The organism is Cupriavidus sp. CP313, assembly GCF_054072015.1.
Genome location: NZ_JBSVZB010000004.1, coordinates 15,727 through 32,345, shown reverse-complemented (window position 1 = coordinate 32,345; position 16,619 = coordinate 15,727). Strand labels below are relative to the sequence as shown.

At 66.9% G+C, this 16,619-nt stretch carries 18 protein-coding genes and 1 tRNA gene; 6 read left to right on the top strand and 13 right to left on the bottom strand.

Translation table 11 applies throughout. The annotated features are described in order from the left end of the window. Positions 1-14: 14 nt before the first annotated feature. Positions 15-902, bottom strand: coding sequence for a LysR substrate-binding domain-containing protein (locus tag ACW4E8_RS06745; RefSeq protein WP_456803812.1), 888 nt, complete (start codon positions 900-902; stop codon positions 15-17). A 151-nt stretch (positions 903-1,053) separates the two neighbouring features. On the opposite strand from ACW4E8_RS06745, the gene ACW4E8_RS06740 reads away from it, so the two are divergent. Genes ACW4E8_RS06740 through ACW4E8_RS06730 form a run of 3 tightly spaced genes read left to right on the top strand, consistent with a single transcriptional unit; the run spans position 1,054 to position 3,991 of the window. Then, on the top strand, positions 1,054-2,055 hold the full coding sequence (locus ACW4E8_RS06740; protein WP_011615047.1) for an ornithine cyclodeaminase family protein: 1,002 nt from the start codon (positions 1,054-1,056) through the stop codon (positions 2,053-2,055). After that, on the top strand, positions 2,052-2,888 hold the full coding sequence (locus ACW4E8_RS06735; protein ID WP_456803811.1) for a phosphate/phosphite/phosphonate ABC transporter substrate-binding protein: 837 nt from the start codon (positions 2,052-2,054) through the stop codon (positions 2,886-2,888). The genes ACW4E8_RS06740 and ACW4E8_RS06735 overlap by 4 nt, the downstream gene beginning before the upstream one ends. Positions 2,889-2,944: 56 nt before the next feature. After that, entirely contained in the window at positions 2,945-3,991 is a 1,047-nt protein-coding gene (locus ACW4E8_RS06730) for a tripartite tricarboxylate transporter substrate binding protein (RefSeq protein ID WP_456803810.1), read from the top strand. A gap of 64 nt (positions 3,992-4,055) precedes the next feature. Here ACW4E8_RS06730 and ACW4E8_RS06725 read toward each other — a convergent pair whose 3' ends face one another. The 3 genes from ACW4E8_RS06725 to ACW4E8_RS06715 all read right to left on the bottom strand — a co-directional run bounded on the left by ACW4E8_RS06725 (position 4,056) and on the right by ACW4E8_RS06715 (position 6,901). Continuing rightward, the gene (locus ACW4E8_RS06725; RefSeq protein WP_456803809.1) at positions 4,056-4,850 is read right to left on the bottom strand and encodes an ABC transporter ATP-binding protein; all 795 of its coding nucleotides are present in this window, start codon (positions 4,848-4,850) and stop codon (positions 4,056-4,058) included. Between the two features lies 1 nt (position 4,851). Beyond that, the gene (locus ACW4E8_RS06720; protein WP_035815711.1) at positions 4,852-5,748 is read right to left on the bottom strand and encodes an ABC transporter permease; all 897 of its coding nucleotides are present in this window, start codon (positions 5,746-5,748) and stop codon (positions 4,852-4,854) included. 175 nt (positions 5,749-5,923) lie between these two features. Further along, complete coding sequence (locus ACW4E8_RS06715) at positions 5,924-6,901, bottom strand: ABC transporter substrate-binding protein (protein ID WP_456803808.1); 978 nt, start codon at positions 6,899-6,901, stop codon at positions 5,924-5,926. Positions 6,902-7,101: 200 nt separating this feature from the next. Here ACW4E8_RS06715 and ACW4E8_RS06710 point away from each other — a divergent pair, with 200 nt between their 5' ends. The 3 genes from ACW4E8_RS06710 to ACW4E8_RS06700 are packed head-to-tail and all read left to right on the top strand — an operon-like array spanning position 7,102 to position 8,852. After that, on the top strand, positions 7,102-7,293 hold the full coding sequence (locus tag ACW4E8_RS06710; protein WP_456803807.1) for a hypothetical protein: 192 nt from the start codon (positions 7,102-7,104) through the stop codon (positions 7,291-7,293). A 48-nt stretch (positions 7,294-7,341) separates the two neighbouring features. Then, positions 7,342-8,358 (top strand): DUF2092 domain-containing protein, encoded by a 1,017-nt coding sequence (locus ACW4E8_RS06705; protein ID WP_456803806.1) that lies wholly within the window; start codon positions 7,342-7,344, stop codon positions 8,356-8,358. 11 nt (positions 8,359-8,369) lie between these two features. After that, positions 8,370-8,852: a hypothetical protein gene (locus ACW4E8_RS06700; protein ID WP_456803805.1), complete on the top strand. Its 483-nt coding sequence runs from the start codon at positions 8,370-8,372 to the stop codon at positions 8,850-8,852. A 54-nt stretch (positions 8,853-8,906) separates the two neighbouring features. Here the strand turns inward: ACW4E8_RS06700 and ACW4E8_RS06695 are convergent, their stop codons facing one another. From ACW4E8_RS06695 to boxB, 9 genes are all read right to left on the bottom strand, one after another. Continuing rightward, positions 8,907-9,941, bottom strand: a complete 1,035-nt coding sequence (locus ACW4E8_RS06695) for a quinone-dependent dihydroorotate dehydrogenase (protein WP_456804101.1) — start codon at positions 9,939-9,941, stop codon at positions 8,907-8,909. An 89-nt stretch (positions 9,942-10,030) separates the two neighbouring features. Next, entirely contained in the window at positions 10,031-10,819 is a 789-nt protein-coding gene (locus ACW4E8_RS06690; RefSeq protein ID WP_456803804.1) for an arginyltransferase, read from the bottom strand. Positions 10,820-10,887: 68 nt separating this feature from the next. Continuing rightward, positions 10,888-11,640: a leucyl/phenylalanyl-tRNA--protein transferase gene (gene aat / locus ACW4E8_RS06685; RefSeq protein WP_456803803.1), complete on the bottom strand. Its 753-nt coding sequence runs from the start codon at positions 11,638-11,640 to the stop codon at positions 10,888-10,890. Between the two features lie 40 nt (positions 11,641-11,680). Further along, positions 11,681-12,265 carry an NUDIX hydrolase gene (locus ACW4E8_RS06680; RefSeq protein WP_456803802.1) on the bottom strand — a complete coding sequence of 195 codons (585 nt, stop codon included), beginning with the start codon at positions 12,263-12,265 and terminating at the stop codon, positions 11,681-11,683. A gap of 215 nt (positions 12,266-12,480) precedes the next feature. After that, positions 12,481-12,556: transfer RNA gene (locus ACW4E8_RS06675), tRNA-Met, on the bottom strand. A gap of 122 nt (positions 12,557-12,678) precedes the next feature. Then, complete coding sequence (locus ACW4E8_RS06670; RefSeq protein WP_456803801.1) at positions 12,679-13,431, bottom strand: RES family NAD+ phosphorylase; 753 nt, start codon at positions 13,429-13,431, stop codon at positions 12,679-12,681. Next, on the bottom strand, positions 13,391-13,780 hold the full coding sequence (locus ACW4E8_RS06665; RefSeq protein WP_316153494.1) for an MbcA/ParS/Xre antitoxin family protein: 390 nt from the start codon (positions 13,778-13,780) through the stop codon (positions 13,391-13,393). Before ACW4E8_RS06665 ends, ACW4E8_RS06670 begins: the two co-directional genes overlap by 41 nt. A 93-nt stretch (positions 13,781-13,873) precedes the next feature. Beyond that, entirely contained in the window at positions 13,874-15,124 is a 1,251-nt protein-coding gene (boxA, locus tag ACW4E8_RS06660) for a benzoyl-CoA 2,3-epoxidase subunit BoxA (RefSeq protein WP_456803800.1), read from the bottom strand. Between the two features lie 43 nt (positions 15,125-15,167). Then, complete coding sequence (gene boxB, locus ACW4E8_RS06655) at positions 15,168-16,592, bottom strand: benzoyl-CoA 2,3-epoxidase subunit BoxB (protein ID WP_456803799.1); 1,425 nt, start codon at positions 16,590-16,592, stop codon at positions 15,168-15,170. Positions 16,593-16,619 lie beyond the last annotated feature (27 nt).

The following is a 16,619-nucleotide window of genomic DNA, read 5'->3' as shown; positions in this document are numbered from 1 at the left end:
TCAGTACAGCACCACTAACCCTTCATCATCCCCGTCAGCGTATCCACGAATTCCAGCGACAGCCGCGACAGCGGTTCGGTCTGCACATGGAAGATCTGCACCGAGGCATTGACCTTGGTGCGTACCGGTACCGCGACGATATTGGGCCAGCTCTGGCCGAACACGGTCATGGCATCGACCAGCGCGATGCCGGCGCCGGCCTGCGCCAGCGCGCGCGCCACGTGCGCCTGCTCCACCTGCACGCGCATATCGGGCTGGTTGCCCTCGCTGCCGAACATCTCATGGACCAGCAATCCGAACGGCACGTCCGGTCCGTAGCCGATCAGGTCTTCCCCGACTAGCTCGGCCGGGCGCACCCAACTCCGCGTGGCCAGCCGGTGATCCGCCGGCACCAGCGCCACGATCGCGTTCTTCACCAGCAGGCGCGCCTCCAGGTTGGGGTGCACCAGCGGCATGTTCGACACGGCCAGGTCCACCTGTCCCGACAGTAACGCGCGCAGCATATTGCCGGGGATCTGCGTACGCACCACCACCCGCACCGCCGGGTGCGCCGCGCGAAAGCTGGCGATGGCGCGCGGCAGCACGGTCTGGCCCAGGTTGGGGCTGCACGTGAGGCGCAGGCTTCCGGTGCGGTTGGCCGCCAGGTCCTCGGCGATCTCGTTGACGCGCTCGATCCCTTCGTAGACCGCATTCACCTCGCCCAGCAGGCGCCGCGCTTCCGGCGTAGGGTAGAGCCGCCCCTTGGTGCGGCGGAACAACTCCAGGCCGAGGCGTTGCTCGGTGTGCGACATCAGCCGGCTGATGGCCGGCTGCGACACGTACAGCAGCTTGGACGCGCCGCTGATCGAGCCGGTCAGCATCACGGCGCGGAATACCTCGATCTGGCGCAGGTTCATTTTCATGACATTAACCTGATGTTAAGGCTGGCTGACATATAAGCATATGACAGTCAATGGCGCCATACCTACACTGAACTCCATCGACACACGCCGCGCGCCACAGGGCACACACCAGCGGTGTGCAGGGTTTTCCATCCCGGAGGCAGGAAACTGTATGAGCGACATTCATCTCACCTACATCAACGGCAAGGACATCGCGCGCCTGGAAATGACCGACGCCGAAATCCTCGACGCGGTCGAACAGGCGCTGGTGGCGCAGGGCAACGGCCAGACCGTGATCGAGCCACGCGTGCACCTGATTCCCGACCCCGCCTTCAACGGCCACTTCAACGTGTTGCGCGGCTATGTGGCGCCGCTGGGGCTGGCAGGCGTCAAGATCGTCGGCGACTTCGTCGACAACTACAAGCTCGGGCTGCCATCGGAAATGGCGATGCTCAACCTGTTCGATCCGCGCACCGGCATGCCGGTGGCGATGATCGATGCCACCTTCATTACCGATGCCCGCACCGGCGCGCTGACCGCGCTCGGCGCCAAGCATCTGGCGCGCCGCAACAGCAAGGTGCTGGGCCATATCGGCGCGCGCGGCACCTCCTACTGGAATGTGCGCCTGCTCGACAGCCTGTTCGACTTCGACGAGATCCGCGTGCACTCGCGCCGCCCCGAAAGCCGCAATGCCTTCGCCGCGAGGCTGGAGCGCGATCTCGGCAAGAAGATCGTCGTCACCGAAGACTGGGAGTCGTGCGTGCGCGGCGCCGATATCGTGATCGAGGCCTCGCGCCTGGAGCGGCCGACGCCGATGCTGAAGACCGAGTGGATCAAGCCCGGCGCCTTTGTCGTGCCGTACGGCACTATGAGCGCGGTCGAGCTGTCGCTGACCGACATCATGACCAGGATGGTGGTGGATGACTGGGGCCAGTGCAAGGGCGGCATGTTCGGCTCGCTGCGCGCGCATGTGGAAGCCGGCAAGCTGTCGGAACAGACGCTCTATGCCGAGCTGGGCGAGATCGTCGCCGGGCGCAAGCCGGGCCGCCAGAGCGACGACGAGACCAACCTGTTCTGGCACCGCGGCCTGTCGCTGAGCGATATCGCGCTGGGCCACGCCATCCTGAAAAAGGCCGAGAGCCGCGGCCTGGGCCAGAGGTTGCTCTACGCATGATCGCCAACGCCCGCATGTACTCGGTCAGCGCGCCGGTGGAGCAGGCGTGGCGCGCGCTGTTGGCGCACGTGGCCGACCGCGCCGGCGTGGACCTGCCGTATGTCGAACATCCCGCGCCTGCCCCGGTCAACGCGTTGTGGGCGCGGCCGGACTGCGGCTGCGTATTCATGTGCGGCTATCCCTATGCCAGCGCGCCGGTAACGCCGCAATTGCTGGCCGCGCCGGTGCCGGCGCTGGCGCGCTACGGCGGGCGCCCGGTCTACTTCAGCGAATTCATCGTGCGTGCTGACGCGCCGGTGCAGGCGCTGGCGCAGACCTTCGGCGCTCGGCTGGCATGCATGCTGCCTGAGTCCAACTCGGGCTACAACGCGCCGCGCCATCACCTGATGCGGCTGGCGCCGGCCGGCACCCATGCGCTGTACCGGCCTGCCGCCGCACCTACGCCGACACCGCGCGAGGTCATCGACGCGGTCATCGGCGGGGACGCCGAGGTGGGAGTGGTCGATAGCTATGTGCTGGACCTGCTGCGCCGCTTCGAACCCGGGCTCGCGGGCCAGCTGAAAACGCTGGAGGTGACCCCGGCCGCGCCGATCCCGCCGCTGGTCGCCTCCGCGCAGGCCGACCCGCACGAGTGCGCGTATGTGCGTGCCGCGCTGCTGACGCTGCATGAGGGTGCAACGGGGACCGCGTTGCTGTCCATGCTGGGGCTGGCGCGCTTTGCGCCGGTGCAACCGGCCGACTATGCCGTTCTGCCTGAACTCGCACGTGAAGCGGACCAGGCGGGGTTTGCGCTGACCGATGCCGGACCGGGCACGGCCAAGCACGATAACTAGACTGCCGGCGCGGTGGGGGCGCCAAGCCTGATCACTGCCAAATAGGGGAAACCGTCATGAAGACCGCTGTGAAACCTGATGTGGAAGCTGCCGTGAAGCTCGCCGTAAATCCTGTCCTTCGACGCATGGCCATGCGCTGCATGCTTGCCTGCATCGCGGCCTGCGCCCCGTGGCTCGCTGCCGCACCCGCGCTGGCCCAGCCGCCTGGGTATCCCGCCAAGCCGGTGCGCATCGTGGTGCCGTTCGCCGCCGGCGGGCCCGCCGATGTGCTCGGCCGCGCGGTCGGCGAAGGCATCGCCAAGGCCACCGGCCAGAGCGTGCTGGTCGAGAACAAGGCCGGCGCCGCCGGCACCATCGGCGTCGACATGGTGGCCAAGGCCGCGCCCGACGGCTATACGCTGGCGCTCGTGCCGGTCGGCAATATCGCGGTGAACCCCACGCTGATGCCGAACCTGCCGTACAAGCCGGCCGACCTGGCGCCGGTGGCGATGCTGGCCACCGCCGAGAACGTGCTGGTGGTCAATGCGGCCACGCCGGTCAAATCGCTGGCGGAACTGCTCAAGCTGGCCGGGCAGAAGCCGGGCGAGCTGAGCTTCGCCTCGCCCGGCGCCGGCAGCCAGGCGCACCTGGCCGGCGAACTGCTGCAGCTCGATGCCCATGTCAAGCTGAACCACGTGCCGTACAAGGGCGTCAGCCCGGCCATGACCGATCTGGTCGGCGGCCAGGTGACGATGATGTTCGCTCAGATGTCGGCGGCGCTGCCCTATATCAAGGCCGGCAAGCTGCGCCCGCTGGGTGTGGCCAGCGCCAAACGCTCGGCGGTGCTGCCCGATGTACCGACCATCGCCGAACAGGGCTTCCCGAAGTTCGAGGCGGTGTCGTGGTATGCGCTGATGGCGCCGGCGGGGACGCCCGCGGAGATCGTGCGCAAGCTCAGCCAGCATGTTGATGCGGTGCTGGCCGATCCGACGCTGAAGGAAAGGCTGGCCACGCTGGGGATGGAAGCGGCCGGCGGCACGCCGCAGCAGCTTGCCACCACCATCCAGAAGGAAAGCACGCGCTGGGCCGGCGTGATTCGGCAGCGGCATATCACTATCGACTGAAGCGTCGCGCACTGGCATGAAAAAGGGGAGCCGCCTGGCTCCCCGTCTTCATTGCCCGCCGTCTTCAACCCAGCAAGAGCGCATCATCATCCAGCTGCTCGTGCCGCGTCTGCTCAAACATCTTCAGCAGGTCCGGCACATCCAGGCCCTTGCGCTTGTCGCCCGACACATCCAGCACCACCTGCCCCTGGTGCAGCATCACCGTGCGCTGCCCATAGTCCAGTGCCTGGCGCATGCTGTGCGTCACCATCATCGTGGTCAGCTTGCTTTCCTCGACGATGCGCGCGGTCAGCTCCAGCACGAAGGCGGCGGTCTTCGGGTCCAGCGCGGCGGTGTGCTCGTCCAGCAGCAGGATGCGCGACGGTTGCAGCGAAGCCATCAGCAGGCTCACCGCCTGGCGCTGGCCGCCGGAGAGCAGGCCGATGCGGTCGGTCAGGCGGTTTTCCAGGCCCAGGTTCAGCAGGCGCAGCTTCTCGCGGAACAGCTCGCGCGAGGCGCGGTTCAGTGCCGGGCGGAAGCCGCGGCGGCTGCCGCGGGCCATGGCCAGGGCCATGTTTTCCTCGATGGTCAGCGCCTCGCAGGTGCCGGCCATCGGGTCCTGGAACACGCGGGCCACCAGGTGGGCGCGGTCCCATGCGGGCTGGCGCGTGACATCGGTGTCATCGATGGTGATGCGGCCCGAATCGACCATCTGGTCGCCGCTGATCGCGTTCAGGAAGGTCGACTTGCCGGCGCCGTTGGAGCCGATCACGGCCACGAACTGGCCGCTGGGGATCTCCAGGCCGAGGCCGCGCAGGGCGCGGGTCTCGATCGGGGTGCCTGGGTTGAAGGTGAGCTTCAGGTCTTGTGCGCGCAGCATCTCAGGCACCTCCGTTCTTGCGGGCGAACAGCTTCTTGCGGGTCGCCGGCAGCACCAGCGCGATCGTCACCAGCGCGGCGGTGACCAGGTTCAGGTCCTGCGCCTTGAGGCCGATGAAGTCGCTGTTCAGCGCCAGCGCGATGAAGAAGCGGTACAGGATGGCGCCCAGCACCACGGCCAGCGTGGTCCAGATCAGGCGGCGTGCCGGCAGGATGGTTTCGCCGATGATCACCGCGGCCAGGCCGATCACGATGGTGCCGATGCCCATGGAGATATCGGAGCCGCCCTGGGTCTGCGCGAACAGCGCGCCGGCCAGTGCCACCAGCGCATTGGACAGCGCCATGCCGGCCAGCGTGGCGCGGCCGGTGGGGATGCCCTGCGAGCGGGCCATGCGCGGGTTGGCGCCGGTGGCGCGCATCGCCAGGCCCAGCTGCGAGCTGAAGAACCAGTCCAGGCCGACCTTGGCCACCACCACCACCACGAGCAGCACCAGCGGGCGCAGCACGTAGTCAGGCAGCCATTCGGGCTGCAGGATGGTGAACAGCGTCGGCTCGGTGATCAGCGGCACATTGGGGCGGCCCATGATGCGCAGGTTGATCGAGTACAGCGCGATCATCATCAGGATACTGGCGAGCAGATCCATGATCTTCAGGCGCACATTGAGCCAGCCGGTGATGAAGCCTGCCAGCGCGCCGGCCGCGATCGCCACGGCAGTGGCCACGAACGGGTCCTGGCCGGCGGCGATCAGCGTCGCGGCGACGGCGCCGCCGAGCGGAAAGCTGCCATCAACGGTCAGGTCGGGGAAGTTGAGGATGCGGAAGGAGATCAGCACCCCGAGCGCCACCAGGCTGAAGATCAGGCCGATCTCCAGGGCGCCCAGAAGGGAAAAGAGGGACATGGGGGAATCCTGTTGCAGGGGCCGGCGGCTGCCTTGGCGCCGCCTTCGGGGCGGGTGGGCCGGCACGCCCGTGTGGGGCTGCCGGCCGCCTCGCCCTGTTCTGTCCCGTCGGGCCGGATAGGCCCGACGGAGCACCCGCCGTCTTGCGGCGGCAGGGGGCAGTGCTAGTCTGTGCTTACTTGATGACCGTCTTGGCTTCCTTGATCAGCTCCGGCGACAGCGTGACGCCTTGCTTGGCAGCGGCGCCCGTGTTGACGAAGAGTTCCAGGTTGTCGCTGGTCTGCGAGGCGATCGCGCCCGGCTTCTCGCCCTTCAGGATGCGCACCACGACCTTGCCGGTCTGGTGGCCCAGGTCGCCGTAGTTGATGCCCAGCGCGGCCACGGCGCCACGCTTGACGCTGTCGGTATCGGCGGCCACCAGCGGGATCTTGGATTCGTTGGCGACCTTGACCAGGGACTCATACGCCGACACCACGTTGTTGTCGGTGTTGGTGTAGATCACGTCGACCTTGCCGATCAGGCTCTTGGCGGCCGGGCCGATGTCCACGGTACGCGGCGCGGCGGCTTCCTTGAGCGTCAGGCCGTCCTTGGCCAGCAGCTCCTTCAGTTCCTTGACCACTACCACCGAGTTGGCTTCGCCCGGGTTGTAGACCATGCCCACGGTCTTGGCCTTGGGCACCACGCGCTTGATCAGCGCGACCTGCTTGTCCAGCGGCAGCTTGTCCGACACGCCGGTCACGTTGGTGCCCGAGGCCGACCAGCTCTTGACCAGCTGCGCGGCGACCGGATCGGTCACGCCCGAGTACACCACCGGCACGGTCTTGGTGGCGGCAACCACGGCCTGGGCCGACGGGGTGGCGATGGCAACGATGGCGTTCGGGTTGTCGCCGACGAACTTGCGGGCGATCTGCGCCGCGGTGCCGGTGTTGCCCTGGGCGCTCTGGTATTCCCACTTCAGGCTCTTGTCGGCGTCATAGCCGGCGGCCTTCAGCTCGGCGCGCACGCCGTCGCGGATGGCGTCCAGCGCGGGATGGTCGACGATCGACAGCACCTTGACGGTCTGGGCCTGCACGGCGCCGCCGTACAGCAGTGCCAGCGCCACGGCGCCGCCCAGGATGGACTTGGTTGCTGCGAGACCCTTGATGGACTTCATTGTCTGTTCTCCCCCGAAACTCGGTTCTGGATTGGATACGGCCGCGGATGGTTCGGTCCGCCGTCCTGGCCCGCGCGCATGCTGGCGTATGGTGCCGGTCCGGGCGGGCGCGGCGGCTTCCTGCGGCTGGAGGGAGCGTGCGCGGGCGCGTCGGATGCGACAGCGATAAGCCTGCGAGGATACCACTTCCCGCGCACGATATGGACAGTCATCATGCGGAAGTGGGGCATCGGATGCTGTCAGACGCCCGCAATCCGCCATCGAGGCGCATTTTATTGCGCGGGATTCATATTTTGCTTGTGGATTACCCTGATTGCGGCGGCGGCATCTTCATGCAATTGCGCGATCCGGGTGTCGAGGCTTTCCTCGAGTCCTGGCTTTCACCGGCATGATGAAAACGATGCGGCACGCGCCACGTATTGGCGGTCAAAGCGGGGATCTTGAATTCACGTTTCGAAAAGATTCATGTCTTCCCATCGATATCCGGAATTTCAGATCAGCTAGCATTCATCCACCGCAGCAGCGCCGGGACGCCTTGGAAGCGGGCTGTTGCCCCGAACTCTCCAACACAGCGCTGGATCCGCGAGCGATGGTATGGATTGTCCTCCGTGATGGCATCAAAACCTGTGAGGTTCGCTATGTATCGTGTCTTGAGTATTGCCGTGCTGGGGGTCTCGCTTGCGGCGTGCAGCAGCCCGGCGCCGACGGCTTCGGCTCCGGTCTCCCAGCCCGCGTCGGTCCAGCCCGCGGCTTCCACTGAACCGGCAGCTGCCAGCAAGCCGGCAGCCAATGCCGTGGACCCGGCGGTGATCCAGGCCCTGAACAACATGGGCACCTACCTGTCGACGCTGAAGCGTTTCAGCGTCGATATCGACCTGGACGGAGAGCGCGTCCTGGCCGATGGCCAGAAGCTGCAGCATTCGGCGACCGCCAAGATCGACATCGACCGGCCGAACAAGATACGGGCGCAGATGCGAAGCGCGCGCGCGCAACGTGACCTGATCTACGACGGCAAGACCGTTACGCTCTACCAGCCGGAGCAAAAGTACTACGCGTCTGCCGGCGTGACGGAAAACCTTGGCGATCTGATCGTTCATCTGCGCCAGCGGTTCGGGATCGAGGTGCCGATCGGCGACCTGTTCCTGTGGGGAACGCCCGCGGCACCCGTGGACAACATCACCTCGGCCATGTACGCGGGCAGTGACTACATCGATGGCACCCTCTGCGATCACTATGCCTTGCGCCAGGAGGCGGTCGACTGGCAGATCTGGATTGCAAGCGGCAGCCGTCCGGTGCCGCGCAAGGTGGTGATGACCAACCGGGCTGACGAGGCACGTCCGCAGTCGGTGACCTGGCTGGACTGGAAGCTGAAGCCGGCTTTCAAGGATTCCGTCTTCCACTTCACGCCGCCGCAGGGCGCCCGTGAGGCCAAGTTCGTTCCGCTCAAGACCCAGTGAAGGAGAGGCACATGAAACGAGTCGAAAAGTCCCTCCTCGCGGTCCTGGGTGCAGTCGTGCTTGCCACCTATGGCTGGGTGCCGCAGGCTGAAGCGCGTGGCGGCGGTCACGCCGCGGGGCGCGGCGGTGGTGGCGGCGCACAGGTGAGCAACGTGCGGGCCGACGCACGCACGAACAATGTGCGCAGCTCCAGCGTGAACAGTGTCAATGCCAACCGGAACGTCAACGTCAATACGAACCGGAACGTCAACGTCAATGTCGACACGCATGGCGGATGCTGCGGCGGCTGGGACAACGACTACCATCCGGTTGCCACCGCTGCCGCCGTTACCGCAACGGTGGCTGTGACCGCTGCCGTGGTGGGTTCGGTCGTGCGCTCGGTTCCGCCAAGCTGCGTCCCGGTCAGCTATGGCGGCATGGTGTACCAGCAATGCGGCAGCACCTGGTATCAGCCGCAGGGACCCCAATACGTTGTGGTGAATGCTCCGTACTGACGCGGCCGGCTGCAATGGGTTGAGCCGCGCCAGTTCTGCCTGACGGCGCGCGGCTCAGCCGCGCAGCGCCGCGGCGCACTCGCGCACCAGCGCCGGGCCGCGGTAGATCAGGCCGCTGTAGACCTGCACCAGCTTCGCGCCGGCGTCGATCTTGGCGCGCGCATCGGCGCCGCCGAAGATGCCGCCCACGCCGATGATCGGCACCGCGTCGCCGAGCACGCCGTGCAGCGCGCGCACCACCCGGGTCGAGGCCTCGAACACCGGGCGGCCGGACAGGCCTCCGGCTTCCTCAGCGTGGGGCAGGCCCTTCACCGCATCGCGCGAGATGGTGGTATTGGTGGCGATCACGCCGTCGATCTTGTGCCGCACCAGCGCGTCGCCGATATTGCCGATCTGGTCGGCATCCAGGTCCGGCGCGATCTTCAGCGCCAGCGGCACGTAGCGCTTGTGCTGGTCGGCCAGGCGCTGCTGCGCGTCCTTCAGCGTCGACAGCAGGCTGTCCAGCTCGCTCGCGCCTTGCAGCTGGCGCAGGTTCTTGGTGTTGGGCGAAGAGATATTGACCGTCACGTAGCTCGCGTGCGGGTAGACGCGTTCCAGGCAGTAGAGGTAGTCATCGTTGGCGCGCTCGATCGGCGTATCGGCGTTCTTGCCGATGTTCAGCCCCAGCACGCCGCCCTCGGCCTTCCAGCGCGATGCCCGCACATTGGCGACAAAGGCATCGACGCCGCCGTTGTTGAAGCCCATGCGGTTGATCAGCGCATCCGCTTGCGGCAGCCGGAACATGCGCGGGCGCGGGTTGCCCGGCTGCGCGCGCGGCGTGACCGTGCCCACCTCGATAGAGCCGAAGCCGAACGCAGCCAGCCCGTCAATATAGGCGCCGTCCTTGTCCAGCCCCGCGGCCAGGCCGACCGGGTTGGGGAAACGCACCCCCATGACCGTGCGCGGGTCGTCGGCAATCTTGTTGCCGATGCAGGCCGCCAGGCCCATGCGATGGGCGCGCAGCAGGTTGTTCAGCGTGAAATGATGGGCGTCCTCGGCATCCATCGAGAACAGGGCGGGGCGAAACAGGGGGTAGAGCGCGTTGAGCACGTGGGGCAGGGGCAGAGTGAATACCAGGCCCGCATTGTAGCGGCTGGGCCGCATACCCGGGCGGCGCGCGGCCGGATGCCGCGACCCGGCTATTCCTGGGTGGGTGCAGGCTCGGGGCTGGCCGCATCCCCGGCTTCGTCCTCGAACGCGTGCCAGTGGTTGCCGGTCAGCACCTGCAGCGGCCGGAAGCGTGCCTTGTAGGCCATCTTGCGGCTGTCGGCGATCCAGTAGCCCAGGTAGAGATGCGGCAGGCCCAGCTCACGCGTCTGGCGGATCTGCCACAGGATGTTGTAGGTGCCGTAGCTGGCGTTGCGTTCAAGCGGATCGTAGAAGGTGTAGACCGACGACAGCCCGTCGTCGAGCACGTCGATCATGCTGACCATGCGCAGGCGCCCGGCCTCGGGCGAGCCAGGCGGTTCGCGGAACTCCACCAGGCGCGAGTTGACGCGGCTCTGCAGCAGGAACTGTTCGTACTGGTCGCGGCTGTCCTGGTCCATGCCGCCGCCGGCGTGGCGCATCGACTGGTACAGCAGGTACAGCGAATAATGCTCTTCGACGTAGGTCAGCGGCGCCACCAGTGCCTGCAGGTGCTGGTGGCGGCTCCAGGCGCGGCGCTGCGAGCGGTCCGGCGCGAACTGGTCGACCACCACGCGGCATGGCGTGCAGGCGTGGCATTCGTCGCAATACGGCCGGTAGGTGAAGATGCCGCTGCGGCGAAAGCCGGCGCGCACCAGGCGTGAATAGACGTCGGCATTGATCAGGTGCGCCGGGGTGGCGACCTGGGAGCGTGCCATGCGGCCGTCGAGATAGCTGCAAGCGTAGGGCGCCGTGGCATAGAACTGCAGCGCGGAGAGCGGAAGTTCCTTCAGCTTGCTCATGACTCAGGGGGCTCCGGGCGGGACGATGCGGCCGGACGCGCAGTCAGCGGGGCGTCCCGTGCCAGGTTTCAGCCGGCCGGCGCGGCTGGCGTCCCGGCCCAGCGCTCCAGCACCGATTTGTCGAACCGCCACGGGCTGATCGCCGGCTGCGCGGTCGCCGCCCGGACATGGGCCACGAATTCTGCGCGGGGGATCGGGCGCGCACCCAGCGAGGCCAGGTGGTCGGTTTCCTGCTGGCAGTCTATCATCGCCACGCCGTGATTGCCGAGGAACGCGCACAGCGCCGCCAGCGCAATCTTTGAGGCATCGGTGCGGTGCGCGAACATCGATTCGCCGAAGAACATCCGCCCCAGCGCCACCCCATACAGGCCGCCCACGCGTTCGCCGCGGTACCAGCTTTCGACCGAATGGGCCATGCCGTTGCGGTGCAGCGTACCGTACGCGGCAATGATGTCGTCGGTGATCCAGGTGCCGTCCTGGCCGTCGCGCGGCGTGGTCGCACAGGCGCGCATCACCGCCGGGAAGTCGTCGTCGACGCGGATCTCCCAGTCAGCATCGCGCAGCACGCGCCGCAGGGTCTTGCGCAGGTTGAGAGAGACGCGCAGCGCCGGCGGGGGCAGCACCATGCGCGGATCGGTGCTCCACCACAGCACCGGCTGGCCGCTCGAATACCACGGGAAGATGCCCTGGCGGTACGCCAGCAGCAGCCGCTGGGGCGACAGGTCGCGGCTGGCGGCGAGCAGCCCGGGGGCCTCGGAATCGGGCCCGAGCGCCTCGTCAACCGGCGGGAACGGGTCTTGCGGGTCCAGCCAGGTGATCATGCGGGCTGCGCCGTAGGGCGATGCGCGGCAGCCGCGCCGCTCAGGGCGTGACCGTGGCCCGGCTGGTCAGCGGGCGCATGGGCTTGTCGATATCCAGGCTGTGCAGCCGGAAGCTGCCGTCCTGCAGCCGGCCGGCGGCGCGGTCGGCAAAGAAGCAGCGCAGGGTGTGGATCACGGTGGGGAACGCCAGTTCATCCCAGGGCACATCGGCCTCTTCCACCAGCTTGACCTCCAGGCTTTCCTCGCCGGGGGCGATATCCAGGTCGTCCAGCGTGGCCAGGTAGAAAAGATGCACCTGGTGCACATGCGGCACGTTCAGGATCGAGAACAGATCCCCGACCTGCACGCGCGCACCGGCTTCTTCCAGCGTCTCGCGCGAGGCGGCCTGCGCGGTGGTTTCGCCGATCTCCATGAAGCCCGCCGGCAGGGTCCAGAACCCGTAGCGCGGCTCGATGGCGCGCTTGCACAGCAGGATCTTGTCTTCCCACACCGGGATCGTGCCGACGACGTTGCGGGGATTGACGTAGTGGATGGTGCCGCAGTTGTCGCAAACACTGCGCGGGCGGTTGTCGCCGTCAGGCACGCGCAACACGACCGCATGACCACAGTTCGAGCAGAATTTCATGAGGGGCGTCCGGGAGGAATGGCGAAAGTGTATCACCCTCGCCGAGGGGGCCGGCAGGCATGATTGGGGCGGTGGGGCACCATCGGTCAACGCAGCCGGGTGCTGCACGGAGGGCAGCATCGGGTTGCCAGCGCCGCAGAGTACTAGAAAACAAAAAACCCGCCAGTGGCGGGTTTATCTGCTTTGACGGTGCCGCATGATACGCATCATGCGGTTGGTTGCGGGGGCAGGACTTGAACCTGCGACCTTCGGGTTATGAGCCCGACGAGCTGCCAACTGCTCCACCCCGCGTCCGTCGAAGAGAAGACTATATAGCATCTGGTTGCGCAATGCAACACCTGTTTAAAAATACCTTCCAGCGGTGAGCATTGCCGCGTGCCATAACGATTAGATCGCCGGCACGGGGCAGAGGTTCAGCCGTTTCCAGCGTTATCGATTGTGCGCTGCCACAGCGCGGCTTCGAACTCGAAGCTGTCGCGTTGCTGCAGGTCGTCGCGCTGCCAGATCACGCGGTCGCGGCGTACCGTCAGCATCCAGGTGGTGGTGGCCAGCGGCGCCGGGTGGGAGAACGCGCGCGGGGTCAGCACCGCGCCGCAGGGGCCATGCTGGGGATCGCGCACGGAGGTGTAGCGGATCATGCCAAGGCCGGCCTCGCGCGCGATGCGGCCGAAGGCCTGGCAGGGCTCGTGGTGGTCGGGGTCGGTCCAGGTTGCGTGGTCCTGGTCGAACGGCGGTGTGTCCAGCGCCACGCCCCAGGTGTCGACGCTCACTTCGAACAGCGTCTGCGCACGGGCGTCGATGCGCGGCAGCGCGGGGCTGTCGTTGAGGAAGCGCCAGCGCCAGTAGCCGAGTTCGGCGCAGGCGGTGCGGATCTCGTTGGCGCCATAGAACACGCCCGAGTCCTGGCTGGCGCGAAAGCGCGAGCCCCAGGGCGAGGGCGGATAGCGGAACGGGGTGAACAGCAGGTAGTGCAGGTGGCGTGCCTCGGCGGGCACGGCGGGTTTGCCGGCGTCGAGCACGGCTTCCAGCACAGCCTGTTCTTCCAGGCTGTCGACCAGCGGCATGGTGGATACGACGTGCTGGGCCTCCACCGCCCGCCACAGCGTGAGCGCGAACTGCCGGCGCTCAGATGCGACCGCGGGTGGCGTCCAGGTAGTGAACGACACGGACCAGACCTTCCGTTGTGCGGATCATTTCAAGGGGCTTGCCGCCCAGCGCCAGGTTTTCATTGGTCAGCCACAGCCGGGCCTGGTCACCGTGGCCCAGGATGGCATCCAGCGATCGGAACAGGCGTACGAACAGCACGCCGAATTCCCACTCCTTGCGGTGCGCATCGAGCACATAGCCGCCAGATGCCATGCGCGACACCGATGCCGTGCTGATGCCCAGCACGCTTGCCACGATGGCCTGGCTGATGCCAAGGAAGCCCGCGGCGCGCATCACCGCCTTGGTCAGCGTGGTGCCGGGGTCGGGGCCGCCGGCGGGATCGGTTTCCGGAATCCGCCTGGATTGCATCGCCATCACTCCTGTTTCTTCAGAAAGATTATAGGCGATGCATTTCAGAAGGGAAGCGATTGCCGAAGAAATCAGCAAGCAGCGGGGGCGGCGTCAGTAGGTCTCGATATGGAGCCGGCCCTCCGCCTTCATCGCGGTCTCGATCTCCGGCCAGGCGTGCCCGGCGCCGGCGCACACCGCTTCGAATGCCTCCAGCACGCCTGCTTCCATGCCCTTCAGTCCGCAGATATAGACATGGCCGTTGGGATCGGCCAGCAGGGCGACGGCGCTGTCCGCGGCCTCGCGGATCGCGTCCTGCACATAGCGGCGTGGCGCGGCGGGGTCGCGCGAGAAGGCGAAATGGATGTCGAGGAAGTCCTTGGGCAGCTTCAGCAGCGGGCCGAAGTAGGGCAGTTCGTTGGCGTTGCGGGCGCCGAAAAACAGCTGCCGGCGCCCGCCGAAGTGCGCCATGTTGCGGCGCATGCGCTCGGTCATGGCGCGCATCGGCGCAGAGCCCGTGCCGGTGCAGATCATCATTACACTGGCCTCGGCATGGTTGGGCATCAGGAAGGTCGATCCGAACGGGCCCACCACCTGTACGTTGTCACCCTTGGCCAGGTCGCACAGGTAGTTGGACGCGACGCCCTGCACCGGCTTGCCGTCGTGGTCCTGGTCGACCCGTTTGACGGTCAGCGCCAGGTTGTTGTAGCCCGGGCGCTCGCCGTCGCGCGGGCTGGCCACCGAGTACATGCGGATGTAGTGCGGCTTGCCCGACGCATCCGTGCCGGGCGGCACGATGCCGATCGACTGGCCTTCCAGGATCGGGAAGAAGTGCGTGCCGAAATCCAGCACGATATGGTGGATGTCGCTGGACGCGTCCTCGGCGGTCAGTCGGTAGTTGCCGGCCACGGTCGCCATGACCGGCGCGCGCACGCCATGCAGGTTCACATAGGGATGGGCCGCCGACCACGGCGCACGCGGCGAGGTGTGGCGGCTGGTTTCCACGGACTGGATGACGGCGTCGGGTGCGGCTCCGGTTGCCGTGCCGCTGCCGAGGGTTGCCTCCGGCGCCTCACCCAGGTCGGCCAGTTCCGGCAGCGGCACCTCGGCCGGCAGTTCGTCCCACAGCAGTTGCGCCTCGATCGGGTAGGCCTGGCCGCGCAGCATGGTGCGCCAGTTGTCGATGGCGCCGGTCGGGCAGGGCGACAGGCAGGCGTTGCAGCCGTTGCACACGTCCGCCCTGACCACGTAGTTGCGGTCGTCGTGGGTGATGGCATCGATCGGACAGGTGTCCTCGCAGGTATTGCAGCGGATGCAGATTTCCGGATCGATCAGGTGCTGCTTGATGATGTCGGGGGCGCCCATGGCGTGTCTCCGGTGGCTCCTGGCCTGTCCTTGTGGTTCTGGTTCAGTTGAAACGCACGTACTCGAAATCCATCGGCTGGCGGTTGATGCCTACCGCCGGCGGCGCGATCCAGTTGGCGTACTTGCCGGGCTCCACCACGCGGCCCATCAGCGACGCAACAAAGGCGCGGTCTTCGTCGGTGGCCAGCCACTTGCGCTCGTTGGCCTTCCACTCGGCTTCGGAAATCAGCTGGCCCTCGGGCGAGACATGCACATTGGCCAGCGTGCCGATCTTGCGGTTGAAGGCCTTGTGCGGCACGGTCAGGCGGAACGCGATCCCGGCCTTTTCGATGACCTTGTTCCAGCGCGCCACGCCGCCCATGCTGTCCTTGATGTAGTCGTCGCGCAGCACTTCATTGAGCGCGTTGAGCATCGGCACCTCGCGCTCGCCCAGGTGGCCGTCGCGCACTTCCAGCACACGATAGACATCGCCCTTGAGCACGTGGTCGTCGGCGCGCTTGCCTTCCTCGAAGCGGCCCTTCAGGCCGGCGCTGTAGAAGGTGGCGGCGTTGGACGACTGGTCGGCGCCGAACAGGTCGATGGTGACGCTGTAGTGGAAGTTCAGGTAGCGCTGGATGGTGTCCAGGTCGATCACCCCGGCGGCGCGCACTTCGGCGGGGTCTTCGATGCCGCGTTCGCGCATCACCTCGCAGGTGCGCTGGATCACGCGCGACACGCCGGATTCACCCACGAACATATGGTGCGCTTCCTCGGTCAGCATGAAGCGCGTGGTGCGCGCCAGCGGATCGAAGCCGGATTCGGCCAGCGCGCACAGCTGAAACTTGCCGTCGCGGTCGGTGAAGTAGGTGAACATGAAGAACGCCAGCCAGTCGGGCGTGCGCTCGTTGAAGGCGCCGAGGATGCGCGGATTGTCCTGGTCGCCCGAGCGGCGCTCCAGCAACGCCTCGGCTTCCTCGCGGCCGTCGCGGCCGAAGTAGCGGTGCAGCAGGTACACCATCGCCCACAGGTGGCGGCCTTCTTCCACGTTGACCTGGAACAGGTTGCGCAGGTCGTACAGGCTCGGCGCGGTCAGGCCCAGGTGGCGCTGCTGCTCGACCGAGGCGGGCTCGGTGTCGCCCTGCGTGACGATGATGCGGCGCAGGTTGGCGCGGTGCTCGCCCGGCACGTCCTGCCAGGCGGCTTCGCCCTTGTGCTCGCCGAAGTGGATTCTGCGCTCGGGGTCGGCCGGCTGCAGGAAAATGCCCCAGCGGTAGTCCGGCATCTTGACGTGGTCGAAATGCGCCCAGCCCGATGGATCGACCGACACCGCGGTGCGCAGGTACACATCGAAGTTGTGCGAGCCGTCCGGCCCCATGTCGCGCCACCAGTCGAGGAACGCCGGTTGCCAGTGTTCCAGTGCGCGCTGCAGCGTGCGGTCGTCGGACAGGTTGACGTTGTTGGGGATCTTCTGGCTGTAGTCGATGCTCACGTGCTGTCTCCTTGTTGTCTGGCGGGG